The organism is Actinomyces minihominis (assembly GCF_900187855.1).
Classification (GTDB): domain Bacteria; phylum Actinomycetota; class Actinomycetes; order Actinomycetales; family Actinomycetaceae; genus Scrofimicrobium; species Scrofimicrobium minihominis.
Map to the genome: position 1 here is coordinate 326,398 of NZ_FYEG01000001.1, position 17,761 is coordinate 344,158.

Annotated in this window: 13 protein-coding genes and 1 pseudogene; 1 reads left to right on the plus strand and 13 read right to left on the minus strand. The window is 55.7% G+C overall.

The features are described from left to right. Nucleotides 1-141 precede the first annotated feature (141 nt). Nucleotides 142-2,313, plus strand: coding sequence for an acyltransferase family protein (locus CS903_RS01580; protein ID WP_164996635.1), 2,172 nt, complete (start codon nt 142-144; stop codon nt 2,311-2,313). Between the two features lie 18 nt (nt 2,314-2,331). Here the strand turns inward: CS903_RS01580 and eutH are convergent, their stop codons facing one another. The 13 genes and pseudogenes from eutH to CS903_RS01645 form a co-directional block, all read right to left on the minus strand. Next, nucleotides 2,332-3,570 (minus strand): ethanolamine utilization protein EutH, encoded by a 1,239-nt coding sequence (gene eutH, locus CS903_RS01585; RefSeq protein ID WP_099331784.1) that lies wholly within the window; start codon nt 3,568-3,570, stop codon nt 2,332-2,334. A gap of 4 nt (nt 3,571-3,574) precedes the next feature. Beyond that, nucleotides 3,575-5,404: a phosphotransferase gene (locus CS903_RS01590; RefSeq protein ID WP_099331785.1), complete on the minus strand. Its 1,830-nt coding sequence runs from the start codon at nt 5,402-5,404 to the stop codon at nt 3,575-3,577. 59 nt (nt 5,405-5,463) lie between these two features. Next, complete coding sequence (locus CS903_RS01595; protein ID WP_099331786.1) at nt 5,464-6,591, minus strand: glycosyltransferase family 4 protein; 1,128 nt, start codon at nt 6,589-6,591, stop codon at nt 5,464-5,466. 1 nt (nt 6,592) lies between these two features. Then, nucleotides 6,593-7,846, minus strand: a complete 1,254-nt coding sequence (locus CS903_RS01600) for a lipopolysaccharide biosynthesis protein (protein ID WP_099331787.1) — start codon at nt 7,844-7,846, stop codon at nt 6,593-6,595. Continuing rightward, nucleotides 7,846-8,634, minus strand: a complete 789-nt coding sequence (locus tag CS903_RS01605; RefSeq protein WP_242491691.1) for a LicD family protein — start codon at nt 8,632-8,634, stop codon at nt 7,846-7,848. The genes CS903_RS01600 and CS903_RS01605 overlap by 1 nt, the downstream gene beginning before the upstream one ends. Before the next feature lie 162 nt (nt 8,635-8,796). After that, nucleotides 8,797-9,180: a DUF2304 domain-containing protein gene (locus tag CS903_RS01610; RefSeq protein WP_099331789.1), complete on the minus strand. Its 384-nt coding sequence runs from the start codon at nt 9,178-9,180 to the stop codon at nt 8,797-8,799. Then, the gene (locus tag CS903_RS01615; protein ID WP_099331790.1) at nt 9,167-9,955 is read right to left on the minus strand and encodes a glycosyltransferase family 2 protein; all 789 of its coding nucleotides are present in this window, start codon (nt 9,953-9,955) and stop codon (nt 9,167-9,169) included. Before CS903_RS01615 ends, CS903_RS01610 begins: the two co-directional genes overlap by 14 nt. A 15-nt stretch (nt 9,956-9,970) precedes the next feature. Then, on the minus strand, nt 9,971-10,843 hold the full coding sequence (rfbA, locus tag CS903_RS01620) for a glucose-1-phosphate thymidylyltransferase RfbA (protein ID WP_099331791.1): 873 nt from the start codon (nt 10,841-10,843) through the stop codon (nt 9,971-9,973). A gap of 385 nt (nt 10,844-11,228) precedes the next feature. Then, nucleotides 11,229-12,440: pseudogene (locus CS903_RS09510) on the minus strand (DUF2142 domain-containing protein); the annotation flags it as partial. Continuing rightward, the gene (locus tag CS903_RS01630; protein WP_242491692.1) at nt 12,427-14,253 is read right to left on the minus strand and encodes a glycoside hydrolase family 99-like domain-containing protein; all 1,827 of its coding nucleotides are present in this window, start codon (nt 14,251-14,253) and stop codon (nt 12,427-12,429) included. The gene CS903_RS01630 and the pseudogene CS903_RS09510, both read right to left, overlap by 14 nt. A 221-nt stretch (nt 14,254-14,474) precedes the next feature. Next, nucleotides 14,475-15,458 carry a rhamnan synthesis F family protein gene (locus CS903_RS01635; protein ID WP_099331794.1) on the minus strand — a complete coding sequence of 328 codons (984 nt, stop codon included), beginning with the start codon at nt 15,456-15,458 and terminating at the stop codon, nt 14,475-14,477. A 206-nt stretch (nt 15,459-15,664) separates the two neighbouring features. Continuing rightward, entirely contained in the window at nt 15,665-16,897 is a 1,233-nt protein-coding gene (locus CS903_RS01640; RefSeq protein WP_099331795.1) for an ABC transporter ATP-binding protein, read from the minus strand. After that, entirely contained in the window at nt 16,894-17,712 is an 819-nt protein-coding gene (locus CS903_RS01645; protein WP_242491694.1) for an ABC transporter permease, read from the minus strand. The genes CS903_RS01640 and CS903_RS01645 overlap by 4 nt, the downstream gene beginning before the upstream one ends. Nucleotides 17,713-17,761: the final 49 nt, after the last annotated feature.

Below are 17,761 nucleotides of genomic sequence, written 5' to 3' on the forward strand. Positions count from 1 at the left end.
CGGCCTTCTGGGGAGAGTTGGACCACAAAGACGCTGATCACGGCCTCGTTAGCCGGAAAAGGGCAACTATCATGACATGTCCCGTTTATCCGCTGTGCGGAGTAATCGGGCCTTCTACTGCCTAGACCGAAATGCTCTGCTTTGACGCTCCCCACCGCTGTAATGCCCCCGTCCTATCCGCCAGCAAGTCAGGCAAAGAAGAAGCCTGCGCGCTCGGCCCATCGGGGAGATATTCAGGGCTTGCGCGCGATTCTCATGGCTCAGGTTCTCCTGTTCCATGCTTGGACTATCGGCTCCCCGATTGGTGTGGATGCCTTCATCTTGGTCTCGGCCTACCTGATGACTTCCTCATTCGTGAGGCGCTCTGAGGCCGGGCACATGCCGTTCTTCATTGAACGTTGGGGCAACACCTTCAAACGGCTCCTGCCACCCCTAGTAGTCACGGTCCTCGCAACTCTCGGGGCCTCTTTCCTGATACTGCCGGCTACCCGCTGGTACGAGACGACCGTGCAGTCTTTTGCCTCCCTCACCTACTGGGAGAACTGGCGTCTAGTTCAGGTTGCCTCTGACTACTACGCCAACGATCATGGGCTTTCCAGTCCACTGCAGCATCTGTGGTCGATGTCGATGCAGGGACAAATCTTCCTGCTCTGGCCAGTCCTGATGAGTCTGTGCGTCCTCTTCGCTCGCAAGATGGGCGTGAGCATCCGCAAGACTGTTGCCGTTGCTTTCGGCCTCCTCATGGTTGGCTCACTGCTCTGGCTGATTCTTTGGGCCCCACAAGATGGTTCGGTCTACTTCGACACCCGCGCCCGCATCTGGGAGTTCGCCTTCGGCTCCATGGTCGCCGCCATCGCCCCACGTTTGAAGCTGGGGAAGCGGGCCTCTTACATAGTTACCACCATTGCACTGATCGTCCTGCTGGTCTTCTGCTTGATCTCAATCGGCACCTACCCGGGCCCGATGGCAATCTTCCCCATGGCGGCCACCAGTGCTCTGCTGCTTTACGTTCCTAATCTCAAGGGCAATGGCACGGCAAAGATTCTCAACTTCGCACCGCTGGTCGCCCTGGGCGATATTTCCTACTCGGTGTACCTAGTGCACTGGCCTATCTTCGTCCTCTACCTAGCCAGCACCGGCCAGGCGCGACTGAGCTTTGTCGAGGGCATCCTCTTGATTGCCATCTCGATTCTGGTTGCGTGGGGACTCGCCAAACTGGTTGATGATCCACTACGCAAACTCCCCTGGGCCAACAAGTCGACACGCAACAAGTACCTCGTCGTCGTCATCAGCCTCGCCATCGGCCTGGCTCCAGTCGGAGCCGTCTACTGGTGGATAAACACGGCCGCAGGCCGCGCCGAGCAAGCCGCCGCCGATGAACGCGCCGCCGCGCTGGCCCTCCAACTGGAGAACTACAAGGCCATCCCCGAGACCGGTCTAGGTTCCGCAGAGTTCCCAGGCTCACGCATCCTCACCGAAGACCGAGGCGAACCCAACTTCTACGAAGCCCCCATCCCAGGTCCTTTAGAAGGCAATCATTACAGCACCTGGCCAGACAACTGTACTGAAGCGTTTAAGGAAAAGATTGGTGGCGAGCTGGATAACTGCTTCTCGTTTGGGGACCAAGACACCTCCGCTGCCCGAGTCATGGTCGCAGGCAACAGCCACGCAGAGCAGGATCTAGTGGCTCAGATTACCCCGCTAATGAGCGCTAACAACTGGTCTGGATACGCAGTACTCCGTGGTTGGTGTCCATGGACCATCCCGGGGATTGACCGTGGCGAAGAGGATCCCGCCGCGGCCAAGGCCTGCGATGACATGAACAGGGGTGTCCTCGAGCAGATTGATGAACAAGACATCGACTATGCATTCATGGTCGTCACCACAACCAATACCGGGCCGACCAAGGAGGAACTGGTTCCAGGCATAGCCGAACTCATCAAGGAACTAACCGACCGTGGAGTCACCGTCGTCGGCATCCGTGACAACCTCCGCGCCGACTTCAACCTGCGCGGATGCTCTGACCAGCGCCCAGCAGACAAGCCCTACGGCGGATGCCTGTTGAAAGAGTCCGTCTACTTCCCCGACGTTGACCCGACCCTAGAACTGCAGCAAATCCCAGGCTTCCACATGGTCGACTACCGCGACCTCTACTGCACCGACGGTGTCTGCCCAACCATCATCGGCAACATCCAGGTCTACATGGACTTTAACCACATCACGGGCGAGTACGCCTCCACTATGGCACCAGCCTTCTCCGAACGCGTCGCAGAATCCCTTGGACTATTAATGTTGCCAGAGAATTCAGAGTAGGGGTTGAACTAGCGGATCTTAGGAGGCTGCCGGGGCTGCCTCGATCTCGGCTTCCACTTTCTCCATATCCATTGCCTCAAGCTGCTCAGCCTTGGTCACTGCAAGCATGATTGCGAAGATGATCGCCACCACGCCGCCGACCAGTTTCCCTGCCATGACGGGCACAATCAGGGTGGGCTGGAAGTTCGCCGTGAACGAGAGATGGTCACCGAAGAGGAATGCCGCGCAAACTGCGAATGCAAGGACAATAACCTTGTCGCGTGCCCGCAGCTTCTCCACCATTGCCAAAGCTGCCAGGACGTTTGCGGAAGCCGCGAATAGACCCGTGGTTGCTTCTGGGCTCAGTCCAACCACTCGACCGGCCCCGGCCAGGGGCTTTTCCAGATACTTCTGCATCAGGTAAACCATTGGGAACGCGCCGCAGAGCATCATGCCGATGGCTCCTGACACTTCCAACGCCCGGAACGGATCCACATCGTCTGCGATGATCGGGTCGAAGCCAAAGGATCCGAAGATCTTGGAGAACACTCCGGTGAAGTACTCGACAACAACAAGTACAAAGACGATCTTTAGCGCGGCTTCGAGCACCTTACCGAAGACGATAAAGCCTTTGATCATTACATCAGGGGCGAACTTCAGTCCCAGTGCGAGCGCCACACAGACGATCAGCAGTGGCACCAGGTTCAAGAAAATTTCGCCAAAGCCGAGGGCCAACTGGTAGCGCGCATCTGCGTTAGTCGAGATTCCCTCGCGGATCAGCGGGTTCGAGAAGGCAATGATGGAGGAGGAGACCAACACGCCAACCGGAATAGCTAGGAGACCACTCATAACACCCAGTGCGAGGAACTTTCTATCCTTCTTCACCAGCATCTTGAGGGCAACGGGGATGGTGAACACGATGGTTGCGCCAGCCATGTAGCCGGTCATCATCGCCATGATCCACCCCTCTCTGGTCTGTGCTAACGCATCCGCCAGCTGGTATCCACCCATGTCGACTGCGATGAAGGTTGTGGCTGCCATGGCAGGGTCCGCTCCGAGCGCTCCGAAGGCCGAACCGAAGACATTTCCTACGAAAGCAGTCAGGTAGGGGGCTGCTGCCATGATTCCCGCAACGGGGAGGAAGATTGGGCCGATTGAGTCGATACCTGCGACGAACTGCTTACCCAGCTCGCTGTCCGGACGAAATGCAGACGCCAGACCTCCTGCTATGGCACAGACCATGATGATATAGACAATGATTGTCCCGATAAGTTCCATACGCTTAGCCGTTCTGTGTTGAGTTCAGGAGTGAGTCAGTCGAGCCATCGTTAGCCGCCTGCCCATAGAGTTTCAGCGCCGCCGCACCATAAGTTCTCGCGGCCCGGTACCAGAGGTAGAGCCACTCGCCCACCGGATCCCCGGTAGCAGTCTTATATAGCGCCCAGACGAACCAGTAGTACGACGACAACCCAACGAAAGCGAGGGAGTGCCGTAGTTCCTCAGGCGACGCTTCCCGCTCGAAGTACATGTTGATGACATCTTGGGCCTGCTCCAAGGTGTAATCCGAGCAGCAGATGAATGTTCCCAAGTCGCTGGCGTAGTCAGCCATCGCCGAGTACTCCCAGTCGATCAATTCCATCCGGTCACCTGCTACCAAGAAGTTCGGCGCATAGAAGTCGTTGTGGCAGAGCACCGGCTCCACCTCATCGCTCGCAACGAGCTCAGCCAAACTCCTAGCAACCTGGTTCATTTCGGCGAAGTCAGGAAACTCGGGATAGCGCCTTGAGCGCAGAAATCCAACAATCTCAGATGCCTTTTCAAAAATATCGAAGGACCATTCTGAGCTGGCACCACTGGCGTGTAGTCGTCGAGCTAGCTCCATGGCACGGGCAACGTGGTCGGCGTTGTGATAGTCGAAAGGGATGCAGTTCTCGACGTACGTTGAGATCTTCCACCCGATTTTGGGGTCCTCGTAGACAAAGGTGGTGTCGATGCCAAGTTCCTTGGCGATTTCTTGGGATCGAGCCTCGGCTGCCCGGTTGATAATCTCATCGGTGCCGGCGCCAGGGTGCCTATAGACGTAGGTTCTCTCAGTGTTTCCGCCAGTGACGTCGAACCGAAAGGAAAGGTTCGTGAGACCTTCCTTGATGGGGACGATTCCGCCGATCTGCGCTCGTTCGCATCCGAGAACTCCGCAGATGTTGTCAAAGATTGAAGAGTCGACGTTGACGATGAAGTCCTGATCAAACTCCGCTAGGTCCCTGACTGAGTCGAACTCGAAGAGAACTCCAGAGGGGTACTCTCGTACCACCATTGACAGACTATCCATATGGTCGATATAGATGTCTTCCCATAGCTTTCCGCTCGTCTCTGGGTCGTCATAGACGTCGCTCAGGATCTCCTTGAACCGCGTCGCAAAGGCACGGTCGAAGTAGGCATGTCCAATCATGACGAGCGAGTCTCGACCACCTACCGTCACATCCGTAATCCGTCCCGACGGGGACGCGACAATGCAGTACTCATCGGTCTCTCCTTCGACGAACTCTGCGGAGTAAAACGAGCGGTACACATAGGCATCGAAGGGATTGGTGACGAAGTAGTTGTCCGAAGAGCAAATGTAGGTGTTTCCGAGGCTCTCGACAACTAGGGCAAGGCTGGAATGGTTGTTGCGGACCGCATAGTCTTCGTTGACAACGGTCTTGATCCCAAACTTGTCTTCAAGATAGAAGAAGGCCTCCTTCATGTATCCGACGACCACGGTGATGTCGCTAATACCAACTTCTTGAAGCTGCCGTATCTGTCTCTCGATAAGCACCTCACCCCGGACCTCAAGAGTTCCCTTGGGCCGCTCGTATGAAACAGGTGCAAAGCGCGAGGAGAACCCCGCTGCCATGATGACCGCATTCCGCACTCGATAGGGCTCAAGCTCCTCTTTGCCGCTGCTAGTGATCTTGCGATCAGCAATGTAACCGAGAGCGACCAGCTCCCGGACTACGCTGTTAACGGTGCCGAGTGCCAGCTCCGTTCGGTCTGCCAGATCCCGCTGAGTTAGTCCATCCGGGGAATCCAGAAGTGCAAGAAGTACATCAAACTGATTATGTGTAAGAGACACTGCCAACCTTCGTTCGAGAACCGGAATCTTCCAGTTTGTTCGAACTAAAGATACACTCACTAACTGTCGAACATGCCTCGCGGTCTAGCGTTTTTCAGCACATCTTCTAGAGTCGAGGCATACTCCTCCGAGCGCGCCTCCCACGTCCATTTAGCGATCTCCTCTGCGCCTGAAGGCTTCAGAGGGTTCTCCAGCATCTGGCGTAGTGTGGAAACAAGGGCTGGAACTGACTTTTCGGTGGCAACCAGAACCGGAAACCCCTCTGCCACGAGTCGTCGTGACCCGGGGACAGGATATGCAACGACTCTTCCTCCCTCCGCGACTGCTTCCAACATGACGATTTGGAAGCCTTCTGAAAGCACCGAGGGGTTAACCAAAGTCGCACCCCGAAGTTCCTCGCGCACTTCCTGCGAGTCGGCACGCCCACGTATATCGACCAACTGATCGACGCCGAGTTTTCGCGCCATCTCTCGCGCTTGGTCCAGGTCTGGACCATCCCCCAAGAGCGCTCCGGTGACCGGATATCCCTCGTCACGAAGCTGAGCGAAGGCGGAAAGATAGTCATCCCACCCTTTGCCTTCGACTACACGTCCGACGAACACTAGGTGGCTCGCCTGATGAACTGCGGTGCTTTCAGATTCTGGGGCCACGATGGCGTTGTAAAAGACGCCTGCATTACGTCCGCTGAGTCGTTTCACGAACTGTATGACCTCTTCAGAGACCCCGAGCACGTGGCTCGCTCCGCGCATGACAGCTCGGCCAAGGGTGTAGTCGACCATTCTGCTGGCAAGCCTCATCGCGAAGGAACCGCTTGCAACAAAGTCACTGCCATGCTCGGTGTGAATGATGGGTATCCCTGCTCGGCGAGCTGCGCGCATCCCTACATAGCTCATCGGGAAGAATCGCGTGTGCGTGGCAACAACGTCGATGTGGTTCTGTTTGAGGAACTTCGCGAGGCGTTTAGTAGTTCCCCAGGCCGGAAAACTGATGATGTCGGCGATGGGAAAGTGTGCTTTACCCGTGTATACACGCACCGAGCCACGCTTGCGTCGTCCGGAAGAACTGTCGAGTGTCACTACCGTAACCTCATGCCCTAACTTGGCGAGGCCTTGCGTGAGGTGGTCGACGTGTCGTTCCAGGCCACCCACTCGTGGGGGGAAGCTGTTGACAATCATCGCAACTTTCATTTCATTTCCCTCCGCTAAGGACTCTCTTCTGCCGTACCAAGTGGGTATAAAGGATTACGCCGAAGAACAGGGCGAGGACGAACATCGACGCCCCGTAGGCGAGCGAAGCCCCCATGATACCAAGACGAGGTACCAGAACTTCGGAAAGGCACCAAACCAACAGTGCAGCGATGACGTAGCCAACTAGTAGTGCGTGCTGCTTACGCATGGTGGTCAGACCGTAGTACAGGATGATCGCGACAGAGTTGAAGGCACCCCCGGCGACTAGGACAAGCAGTTCGCCTCTGAAACCGTGCAGGTCTACCGCGTAGAGGAGGTTGAGGATCGGGATGCCAACAAAGTAGACCACCGCCCCGGTGAGGACGAACGCTCCCAGTACCCCTTGAAGACCTCTAACGATTAGCTTCGAAAAACCCTCCACGTCCGACGTTGCCCATCTCGTCGCCATGCGGGTCAGGAGCGGGCGGAAAATAAACATCGCCAGGATGTTGATAGCCAGCGCTGGCATGAACAGGATCGCGTAATACCCCTGGTAGTCAGCGTCCATGAACTTCTCAATAGCAAACCGAGGCGCGTTCGCCAAGTACATGGCGAGGAAGCCTCCCGCGAAAAGCGGGAAGCAAGCCACCAGTAAAGAACGCATCGGGCCGAATGCAAAGGAAGGCCGAAGGTTAAACATCTGGCGGGCTGGGGGCACGATCAGAACCACGAGGGCCACTGTTGACGCAAGAATGGTCAAACTTGTCGCAAATAGTAGGTCCGTTGTGATCCACAGTGTCACCGTGAACACGGACATGGTGACTAGAACGCGGAAGAAGTTGGCTCGACCCGCAATATCCAATCGGCCGAGGCGCTGGAACTCACCGTAGAAAACATCCTCGAAGGCATCAAATATCCGTAGCGACGCAACTAAAAGCACTACGACCACACCGTCGGTCACCCGCCCAATGAACAGGGTGTAAACAACGATGGCGACCGCCATAAGGATCACCGTAATAATGCGGGTGGCGTAGTAGGTGCCGAACGAGTGACGCTTGTTGACATCTGTCGCCTGGAAGGGCCTCACCTCGTAGGTACCAACGGTTTGAAACTGCTGCCCAATAGCCGTCGCTAGCGAGTAGATGCCTCCCATTGCGACCCCACCTACTCGGGTCACCACTAGAAGCATCAGGACCATTGAAATGGATCCCAGCAAGCTGCTGGCTGTGTTCCAGATATAGTCCTGTCCCAGCTGCGACTTTGTCCGAGAGGACACTACACCGGATCCACTTCCGCATAGGGTCCAAGGTCAACAAAGTAGGGCTGGTGATTCTTTCGCCTCTCCACGGGAGGTAGCTCCATGTAGGCCCCGTAGCCCCGCGTCAAGATGACGTCGGCTTCATGAGGCAATGGAAATGTCATTCCCTCAAACGGCGCGTCAACCGAGGGATAGAGCTCCTCGGAAGAAACTTGCCACGCTTCGGGAGTACGGTCCGTAAAGTCTGTAAACATTCCGGTCCGAGCATTCTCGGACCGGCGCGCTGCGCGCTCCCACCTCTCTTGCAGAGCTCGTGGAGTAACTCGCAGGACTTTCATTGCATAATATACGACGGCCGTGGCGGCATGAATGACCCTGCTCAATGCAGAATCGAACCCTAGGTAGGGCTTCGGGGTACCCTGCAAGTACATGAGACGCCCCCAAAACCAAGCCTCCTTGATCTGCCTGCGATATTCCTTAGGATCCGCTGGAACGGCGTCAAAAGGAAAGATGTCAATGGCCAAAGGCATGCGGTAGGGGCTGTGCTTGATGAACTCGGAGACGAACACCGTGTTCCGTAGCCCCAAGATCGAGAACATGTTGGGAAAATCTGCATTCACCCTCGAATTCTCAATCACATACTCGGACTTTAGGAGAGCAGGGGCTTCTTGAAGAAAGCGCTCGTAGTCGGATCTCAACATGCAGACGTCAACGTCATCGTCCCAAGGAATGAACCCCTCGTGGCGAACAGCGCCGATCGCTGTGCCGCCATAGAGGGTGTAAGGGATATCAAGGTCTGTGCACACTCGGTCAAACTCAGACAAGCATTTCGTTAGCAGTTCCTGAATACGCCTGAGCAAGAGGGTATCGTCGTAATCCTTAAACAATATGGCTCCTAAAGATTCGTTAGATGTTGCAGGTGAAGTTAACTGATAGGAAACCCCAGTTTGGTCTCCGGCCCGCAGTTCTCAGTCAGAGTCCTGATGGATGTCAGCCGACTGCTGTTTTCCTTCCAACCGCTTAACACGCAGTGAAAGAAGTGCAACCTCTTCAGCAAGCCTGCGTTCAGTATCTGCTGACTTGGAAAGATCCACACTAAACTGCAGAGTCATCAGCAGGAGGACGATCCCGCCCACAAATAGGCCTAGATTGAGTGGAACCTCGACCCCGAGGTGAACGGAGAGGAACTTAAGGACACCGGGGAAGATCGAGATAATCACGACGATAACGCCGATCAGGATCCACCACGTTGCGTAGCGCTCTTTCATGCGACCTGAACGCAGGTTGTAGAAGATCGCGGCAAAGACAATTAGGGCGAAGACTATCCCAAAGATGTAGCTAGTCGGACTCACTGTGGTGACCTCCCTTTTCGCGATGGGGACTCTCGGTGAGTGCAATAGCCAGTGCGAACCAGGCCCGCAGGAGGAAGCGGGTTGACTTCAATGCACCGTGCGACGGATCTCCTCCGGCACGCTGACGCATCTCTACGGGCACCTGACGGATCCGCAGGCCCTGCCGTGCTCCAATAGTCAGTGCTCCAACTGTGTCCCCGAGGTACTCGGCGGGGTAGTCCCTTGAGAAGAGAGCAATCGCCTTACGGGAGTTCAGCTTAAAGCCCGAAGTGGTGTCGGTCAGTTTGGTCCGGACGACCGGTGAGAGCACCTTGGACATGACGCTCATTGCCCACTTACGTGGACCCTTCGCGGCATAGTCGCCTTTTCCAGCGAAACGCGCTCCAATGACTAGGTCGGCGTCTTCGTCTTGGGCTTCTTGAAGCAGAAGAGGAATGTCCTTCGGATCGTGCTGGCCATCCGCATCCAGTTGGACGGCCCAGTCATAATCATTGCGGTGGGCGTAAAGGTAACCTGTTCTCATCGCAGCACCGACCCCAAGGTTGAGCGGTAACTCAAGTACCGCGACACCTCGGGATTCGGCGACTGCAACTGTCTGATCGGTGGAACCATCAGAGACGACAAGAACGTCAGCTTCTGGGACTTCAGTGCGAAGCTCATCAAGGACTGCCCCGATGGTTTCAGCCTCATTCCAAGCAGGAATGATCACCAGCAATCTTGGGTACTTGCCATGCGAACCACTCTTGTTGCTCGCTTGCCCACCTTCAGTTTTCATCTCGGGATGGGGTTCCTAATCCTGTTCCTGCTCAACGAGGTCGACTAGGTACTGACCGTAGCCTGACTTGATGAGGGGTTCAGCGACCTTGAGAAGCTCTTCGTCGCTGAGGAAACCCTTGCGCCAACCGACCTCTTCCGGCGAGCCAATCTTCATACCCTGGCGATCCTGGACGGTGCGGATGAAGATCGCGGCATCTGAAAGGTCGTCGAACGTTCCGGTGTCCAGCCAGGCCGTGCCACGTGGTAGGACCTGTACCGTCAGCTCGCCGCGCTGCAAGTACTCCTTATTGACGTCCGTGATCTCGTACTCTCCGCGCGCTGAGGGCTTCAACTCTTTGGCGATCTGCACGACCGAGTTGTCGTAGAAGTAGAGACCGGGAACCGCATAGTGGGACCGCGGGTGCTCAGGCTTCTCCTCTAGGGAAACTGCCCGATTGTCATCATCAAACTCAACGACGCCGTAGGCCGAGGGGTTTGAGACACGGTAGGCAAAGACAGCGCCGCCCTCAAGGTCCGTGAGGTTCGAGAGTCGGGTTCCCATGCCGGGACCATAGAAGAGGTTGTCACCAAGTACAAGAGCAACCTTGTCGTCACCGATGAAGTCAGCACCAATCACAAAGGCCTGTGCAAGCCCGTTCGGGACCTCCTGCTGCGCGTAAGTAATGGAAATTCCGAACTGGGAGCCGTCTCCAAGGAGACGCTCAAATCCGGGGGCATCATGCGGGGTTGTGATCACCATGATCTCGTCGATTCCCGCCAACATCAGGGTCGTCAGTGGGTAGTAGATCATCGGCTTGTCGTAGACCGGCATGAGTTGCTTCGAGGTTCCGAGAGTCAACGGGTGTAGGCGTGTGCCTGACCCCCCTGCCAGAATGATTCCCTTCATGGTTATCCAATCCTTTGAGTTGCGATAGTTCGAGCTGAGTTCCGCTGGTCCCAACCTTACTCAGCACCGCAGGACGTTCCTGCGACGCATGTGGGAGCAACGTCAAGATAAGGAGTGCACCCGACCCGACTGCGAAGGCAAGTGCCCCTCCACCCCATACCAGTTTCGCTGGAATCGACCACGGCCACCAAGCTGCATCTCCCATGGGAGTGTAGGCGTTATAAAGCCCTGAAGCGTACCTGAGAAAAGTGTTTCTGAGGGTAAATCCATTGGAGACCGAGATGATGAGCCAGAACAGAACCTGCTGGAGCGGCGCGTCAAGGATCGGCTTGCCGCGCTTAACCGTTTGTACCCAGACCAGCAAGAAAACACCCAGTAGGGGGAGCATGTAGCGTCCCTGGTAATAGAAGACGGGAAAAACCTGACGCATCGTCATCGAGACAACAGGGACCCCAACCAACGCACCAAAAAGCACGAGAGATGCCAAGCCCTTGCGCCAGTTCAGTTCTCTCGCGCCAATGAACAGAAGCGCACCGAAAAGCACAATCATCGTCAGGGTTGAGGCGGACCGCAAAGGAACATCAAACCAACCGGGTCCCCATTCCACTCCCCAGAATGCTCCGATGTACTCTGGGAGCGTCATCAGATTGTTGGTGAATATATGGATCATGGAATCGTCTGGGTGAGTCGGCCATCCGCCGTCGCTCGTCAAGTTTCCAGTTTGAGTCGTGGACAAAAGCACCGCGATACCACAGAAGCCCAAAACCGCAGAAAGAATGAGTTCAGGCCTTAGTCGTCTGCCAAAGGGCAACAGGAACCAAATAGCAAGTGCCACTACGAAAACGAAGAAGGCCGAATCAGCTCGAGCCATCATCGCCATGCCAGCACCTAGCACCCCAAGCACCAACAGCACCCATCGGCGCCATCCGTGCGACTCAGCGGCACTCAGGACTGCAGAAGCAAAGATCATCAGCCCGCTGATTGCCCAGCCACTTGGGTTATTCGACGCTATGAAGTAGACCCCCATCGGTACCCAAGCAACCGCCGAAGCAACAAGGATGCTATTACGCCGTCGGGGTGGAGCCAAGAATCCGACTAGGAGAACTCCGCCTAGTCCAAGGGCTATATTGGCGATTCTCATGTTCACCACGGACGAATGAACATCTGGGCCAACAAATAGGTGTTGGAATGCGTAGAAGCCAGGCGGATAGGCGCCCTCATCAAACCGCTCGGAAGGAACGAGATTGGCGTCGGAGAACCCGTCCGCGCAAGCCGCTGAGATCGTCTGATCGAAGACATAGCATCTCATACCCTTCGCAATAGTTTCGGGGACAACCACTGCGGTTACTTCGCCACCGGCAGTCTCTACTGCGCAGGACCCTCCCTCGGTTGGGTTGGGACACCAAGTGCTCCCTAAGTGGTAGTCATCGTCGGGGGATCCTCCGACCGGTGAGACCATTGCCCAAGCAACGAAACCCCACAGGAGTCCCAAGGTGCCGACTACACCCAGAGCCCACCGAACTCCAACGCTTCGCCGCCAGTCAGTTTTCGGCTCAGCTACGGTTCCGCCTGCCTTCGATGCTCTAGGAGAATGCAACGTTTCGCACCGCCAGCAAATAGGTTATGCCGAAACGTTGGGTGGGCTCAAGAACTGCTGACTCGGCCCACTCATTCCAAGCATTGATGAACACTAAACGGTGCTGCGGATGGCGGTCCGATACTGCTTTCATGGCCTCGCGAAGCCAGCGGTGGAACACGTATGGGTTCGAGCCCCACCAAATGTCAGGACGCCACTGTCGGCGAGCTGTATTGTCGAACGACACCATGACGCCCGGATAGTGATCGGCTGACGACTGACGCGCTCGTTTAGCTCCTGCCTCGGCGGTTGCCTTGTATGAGACGAAGTTTCCTCTAAACCGAGGGTCCAAAGAAACTCTGTGAGCAGGTGCGGCTTTCCAGGGCAAGGCGTGTGGCGGGAACCCCATACTGCCGTCGAGACCCCACTCTTCTGGGGAGCCCTTAAGACCACCAAAGCTCTCCGCTACCTCTACGGCAAGAAGGAACAGGCCCGGCAGACCGGCCTCTTCAGCACGCTCCCTCCAGTGTGCAACGACATCCTTAAAGTCTTCCATCTGAGCGGGGCGATACACCGCCAGGACAGGTTTACCGTCCACCTTCAGGTAGCGCGGGTCCGTCAGGAACTCCATGACGTCATCAATAAAATCTGTTGCAGGAACTTCGTCGTAGCGCTGTCCAATGAGGACATTGGACTCGCGCCCATCCCACGCCCGTGTCCAGTTCTCGTTTGCCCACATGATGCAGAACGGCTGGTTCAGGCCTTCTTGCGCAGCCAACTTCTCAATCGGGAGATTGAGGATTCTCTTTCCCGCGAACCAGTAGTAGTAGTACATGAAACCTTCAACACCAGCCCACGAAGAGAGCTCGTATTGAGCCTCGCGGACTTCGTCCAAGCGCAGGTCGTAGAAGCCAAATCGTCCTGGGAGCAAAGGCTGCTCGTGTCCTCTGAAAACGGGCTGAGAGTTCGTTAGGTTAGTCCACTCGGTGAACCCTTCGCCCCACCATCTGTCGTTCTCTTTCGAGGGGTGGAACTGGGGCAGGTAAAAGGGCACGAAACGCGCGCTCGCATGTTGAACGGCATCGGGTAGCCATCGCTGCCATGCCTCGTCCTTCAGTTCGTCATCCAACTGGGAGCTCTCCGTCAGCCTCAGCCCTGCTTGAACGGTAAGCACGCCGAGTAGACGCTCAATAGCGTGCGCAGTCGTCCCATCAATCTGTCCGGCTTCGTCCTCAAAATCCACTGCGGACAGTTGAAGGGCTCGCAACCCCTGTAGGAGAAAGCCGCGGATCCAGTACATTGATCCTGCGGAGAACTCAAGGGAGGCCGCCTCCAGCTCAAACTCCAACCGCATGGCGAGTTCCTTCGTCAGAGTCTCATCGGATCCCCAGAATTTCTCTCCCAGAACATTTCCATCAGCGGTAACACTTCCGATGGAGGTATCGTTCGCGAAGGAAGCCAAGATTCCCTCAACGACGTCCCGTGAACCAAGCATTTGATCTAGGAACTGCGACTTCCACTCCTCGCCGGACCCCGCGAGATCCTGATGGCCCTCACGCCAGGCACTTTCTTTGGTGTGCACCTTAAGGACCAGCTGGTAGGCATCAAGGAATCCGGCGTTGACAAGCTGAATCAGTGGGAAGATGTCTCGACCACGGTTTTCGACCTCGAGAACGGCTACGTTCCGTGCTTCGCCGACGTGAAACTTTGCTTCATCAAGTTGCTGTCCTGATGAGTTGGTGACAAATAGGTCAAATGGAACTGGAATCGAAGAGAGCCTGTCCTGTATTTCAGCGAGGCGTTCCAGGTAGTAGACATGAATGACCACAGCCACGCGAGAAGGTTCGGGGACAGGCAAGTCCTCTATCAGCCTCCATTCGGCGGGGAACCCATCGGCAGGGCGTCCAGCTTTACGCCTTGACCATGCCTTCAGTGAGGCGGGATGGGCGGGGCGACCTGGGCGACTCCCTTCGAGTATTACGGTACTTAGCAATGACTGCGCGCGTCCAAATGCGGTTAATGCGCGTCGAGAAGCCGCTTGCTGAAGTCGAGAAATCATTTCTGAACCGTTTCCGCTACCGGCAGTGGCAGCCAGTCTTGCACGTTCACTCCGCGCGTTTCTTTCAAGTACAACTCCGCCTTTTGAGCCTCCGCTGCCAACGAGGGCTCATTCCAAAGGGTGCGCTTAACGAATGGAAAGCCTAGGTCAAGCAGGTCCTGCCACGCTACGATGGCCGAGTTCTCATGCGTAACCTGCAGAGCGGTCGCGGGATACAGTGCCTGCCAGCCATATGCTCCAGCTACGCACTCTCTCGCAACTGCCCGCTCATACTTGTACACCACATCCATCTTGGACTTCTGCGAGCGAACTCCGTCGAAGAAGTGTCGCCACGCTAGATCGTCGAGAATGCCATCCTTGAAGTGCATGAAGTATGACTGCAGTGAGTGCCCAATCTGGAACGAATCAGTCAACGTAGTGACGGAAGCCGCGCTTGATTCAATGCGCCTTAGGATCGGCTCCACCGACTCGAACGGACCGACCATCGAATCATTCGTTAGCAAGACATGGTCCGCGCTTCTGATGGCTGGGACTGCATTAAGTGCTGCAGCCCAAGACCCGAAGTCGTACCCAATGTTCCGTCGTCTTACGACCACTGCTGACTCGGCGAGGCCGTGAGGCCAAACTAGTGGGAGTTGTGTCTTTCCCGTGAACACAACCAAGCTTGTGTAACCAGCCTTGGCGAGGCTCTCAACGTACCGAGACAAGGATAACGACATGACATTACCGGCGTCCCATGAAGCGATCACGGCGACTCGTCTGGCGTTGTCGAGCGAGGAAAGAGTTCCACTTTCCAACTGAAGATAGGCTCCGAGCCCACTGACAACAGGCGGAACTACTAACGAATGCAGGGCCAACTGAAGGCGTCTAAACATAACCGTTATCCCACGACTCAGAATCGCAAGAACTGTTTGCTGACCCGGAGCGGGGCCGTTAGTTTCCACGACTGCGAACCACGGATCAAGCCGAGCTGAATCCATGCCTCTTGTGCGCTTACTGCCGCTTGATCTCGGACGGCAAGAGCGTGATCTGCCTCCCTGAGTGCCAGGTTTGACTCCGCCTTGAACTCACGAATTAACGCCCGGAGTCTGCGATTTTCGTCGAGTGCCTCAGCGAGCTCAAGCTCGAGCGCTTTGCCTCCATTTGATGGGACATGGTCTTTGTCTTCACTCATTTGCGCTTGAACCTACCTAGTAGCACCTTCATACAATGGCCCCCAGTCGCCTTGTAAACGGAAGTAACCGGGTTCGACTTGTCCTGCCGAGGTCCGGACGACCAACTGTCCTGCGTCCTCGGAGTAATCAAAGGTATGCCCCTTCTTGCCTATTGATGCCGCAACGAAGTATGTGCCTGGTTGCAGTGGCATCGAAGGCAGCTCAAACCGAAGTGTTGAGTGCCCTCTAGGGATGTCGTAGAGTCGCTTAATCTCTGCTGAGTTTGATCCCGAAATGAAGAGACCGTTCTCGGTGACTATGCCCATACCAACAACGGCATCTGAAATTGATTCAGAAGAGTCAATCGCGAACTCCATCATCACATCTTGGCCCGGCGAGACAAATGGAACTGCCTCACCGTTGGCATCCAAGATCTTGATGTCACGGATGCGCGCTTCCCCGCTCCCTCGACGGCTGGCTGAAGCGATGTCTTCTTCTTCGGCAGCGATTTCTCCCCTGTTTGCTGCCTCATCGCGGTTGACCTCTGCAATGTACTGGCTGACGACTCCATCGACGGGTCCAAGCGCACGCTTGTGCCCGTGCTCCAGCCAGATCGCATCATCACAAAGTTCTCGCGCAAGCCCCATTGAGTGCGTGACCAACGCGATCGTCACGCCGCGCCTTCTTAGCTTGAACAGATAGTCAAAACACTTACGTTGGAATTCCTCATCACCTACAGCGATGATCTCATCGACAATGAGGATTTCCGGATCCATGGTCACAGCAACAGCAAACCCAAGGCGCACGTACATGCCGGAGCTGTAGACCTTGACCGGCACGTCGATAAAGTCACCGATGTCCGCAAACTCAATGATCTGGTCCATGGACCGCTCAATTTCGCGTTTACTGAAGCCCAAAATTGCGCCGTTCAAACGAATGTTCTCACGGCCGGTCAGCTCGCCATGGAAGCCGGCGCCCAACTCCAACAGTGCTGAGACTCGCCCGTCGACACGAATTTCTCCCGAAGTCGGTCGATACACACCGGCCAAAAGTTTGAGCATCGTTGACTTGCCGGAACCGTTATGACCGATGAGTCCAAAAGTTGACCCTTTTGGAACTGAGAATGACACATCATCGAGAGCTCTAAAAGTATTGAGGCCCTTGGCCTTTCCTCGGACGAATCGTTCCTTGAGGCTATCTCTAGTCTCGCGGTGCATCCTGAACTCTTTGGTGACAGAGTCGACAACAATTCCACCGTGGCTCATACGTGCTCCCCCAGATCTCGACCCTTCGCATTGGTCACCCAGCGGGCAAGCATCAAGGATGCTGCAGACCAAATAAGTATGGACACCCACTGCGTCCAACTTCCGACATCAAGTCCGTAGATCAATGAGCGGAACAGCTCAACGAACTGTGTTAGAGGGTTGATCTCTAAGATTGCCTGCAGATTGATGCTTCCCCGCCAATCCGTAGGCACAATCGACATCGGATAGATGATCGGAGTCATATAGAACAGCAGTTGGAGTGCAATGGCTACTAGATGAGCCAGATCTCGGAAGTAAATATTGAGGATGGAGACCGTGACTGCAAGTGAACTTGTGAAGATTATGAAAATTATGGCCCACAAGGGAATTAGCAGCCAGCTCCAGCCCACGTTCAACAAGATTAAGAGGACAACAGCGAGAATCCCCACCTCGATTCCCCACTGAACTCCGGAGGCCAAGGCCGCACCGAGTACTGGGGCATACGCAGGAAAGTACACCTTTTGGAGAAGCGCACCGGTCCCCAGTAGCCCGCTCATGCCAGCGTTGATTGTTGATGAGAAGAAGGTCCAGGCCGTCAGGCCGCAGAAGAGCCAAATGACAAAGACGCCCTGTGAACCATTTCCCATCTCCGGTGGCTGCGCACGAAAAATGATGGAGAAGACGACCGAGTAAATACCGAGAGTCGCAAGCGGTACCGCCAGTGACCAAAGCCAACCCAGGGCAGACCCTTTGAACTTCGTCTTCAGGTCACGCTGCCCAAAGTTGTGGATCAAGTTCCACTGTCGCAGAAGCGGGCTCCCACTTAGAGTACTCAAACGAAACTCTCCAATCTTTTCAGGCCTCGTGCTGACAGCCCGTGACACC

Excerpts from the sequence above, each read along its gene's own strand:
- eutH (WP_099331784.1), bottom strand. The coding sequence starts at position 3,570 with ATGGAACTTATCGGGACAATCATTGTCTATATCATCATGGTCTGTGCC.
- CS903_RS01595 (WP_099331786.1), bottom strand. The coding sequence starts at position 6,591 with ATGAAAGTTGCGATGATTGTCAACAGCTTCCCCCCACGAGTGGGTGGC.
- CS903_RS01615 (WP_099331790.1), bottom strand. The coding sequence starts at position 9,955 with ATGAAAACTGAAGGTGGGCAAGCGAGCAACAAGAGTGGTTCGCATGGC.
- rfbA (WP_099331791.1), bottom strand. The coding sequence starts at position 10,843 with ATGAAGGGAATCATTCTGGCAGGGGGGTCAGGCACACGCCTACACCCG.
- CS903_RS01635 (WP_099331794.1), bottom strand. The coding sequence starts at position 15,458 with ATGGATTCAGCTCGGCTTGATCCGTGGTTCGCAGTCGTGGAAACTAAC.
- CS903_RS01640 (WP_099331795.1), bottom strand. The coding sequence starts at position 16,897 with ATGAGCCACGGTGGAATTGTTGTCGACTCTGTCACCAAAGAGTTCAGG.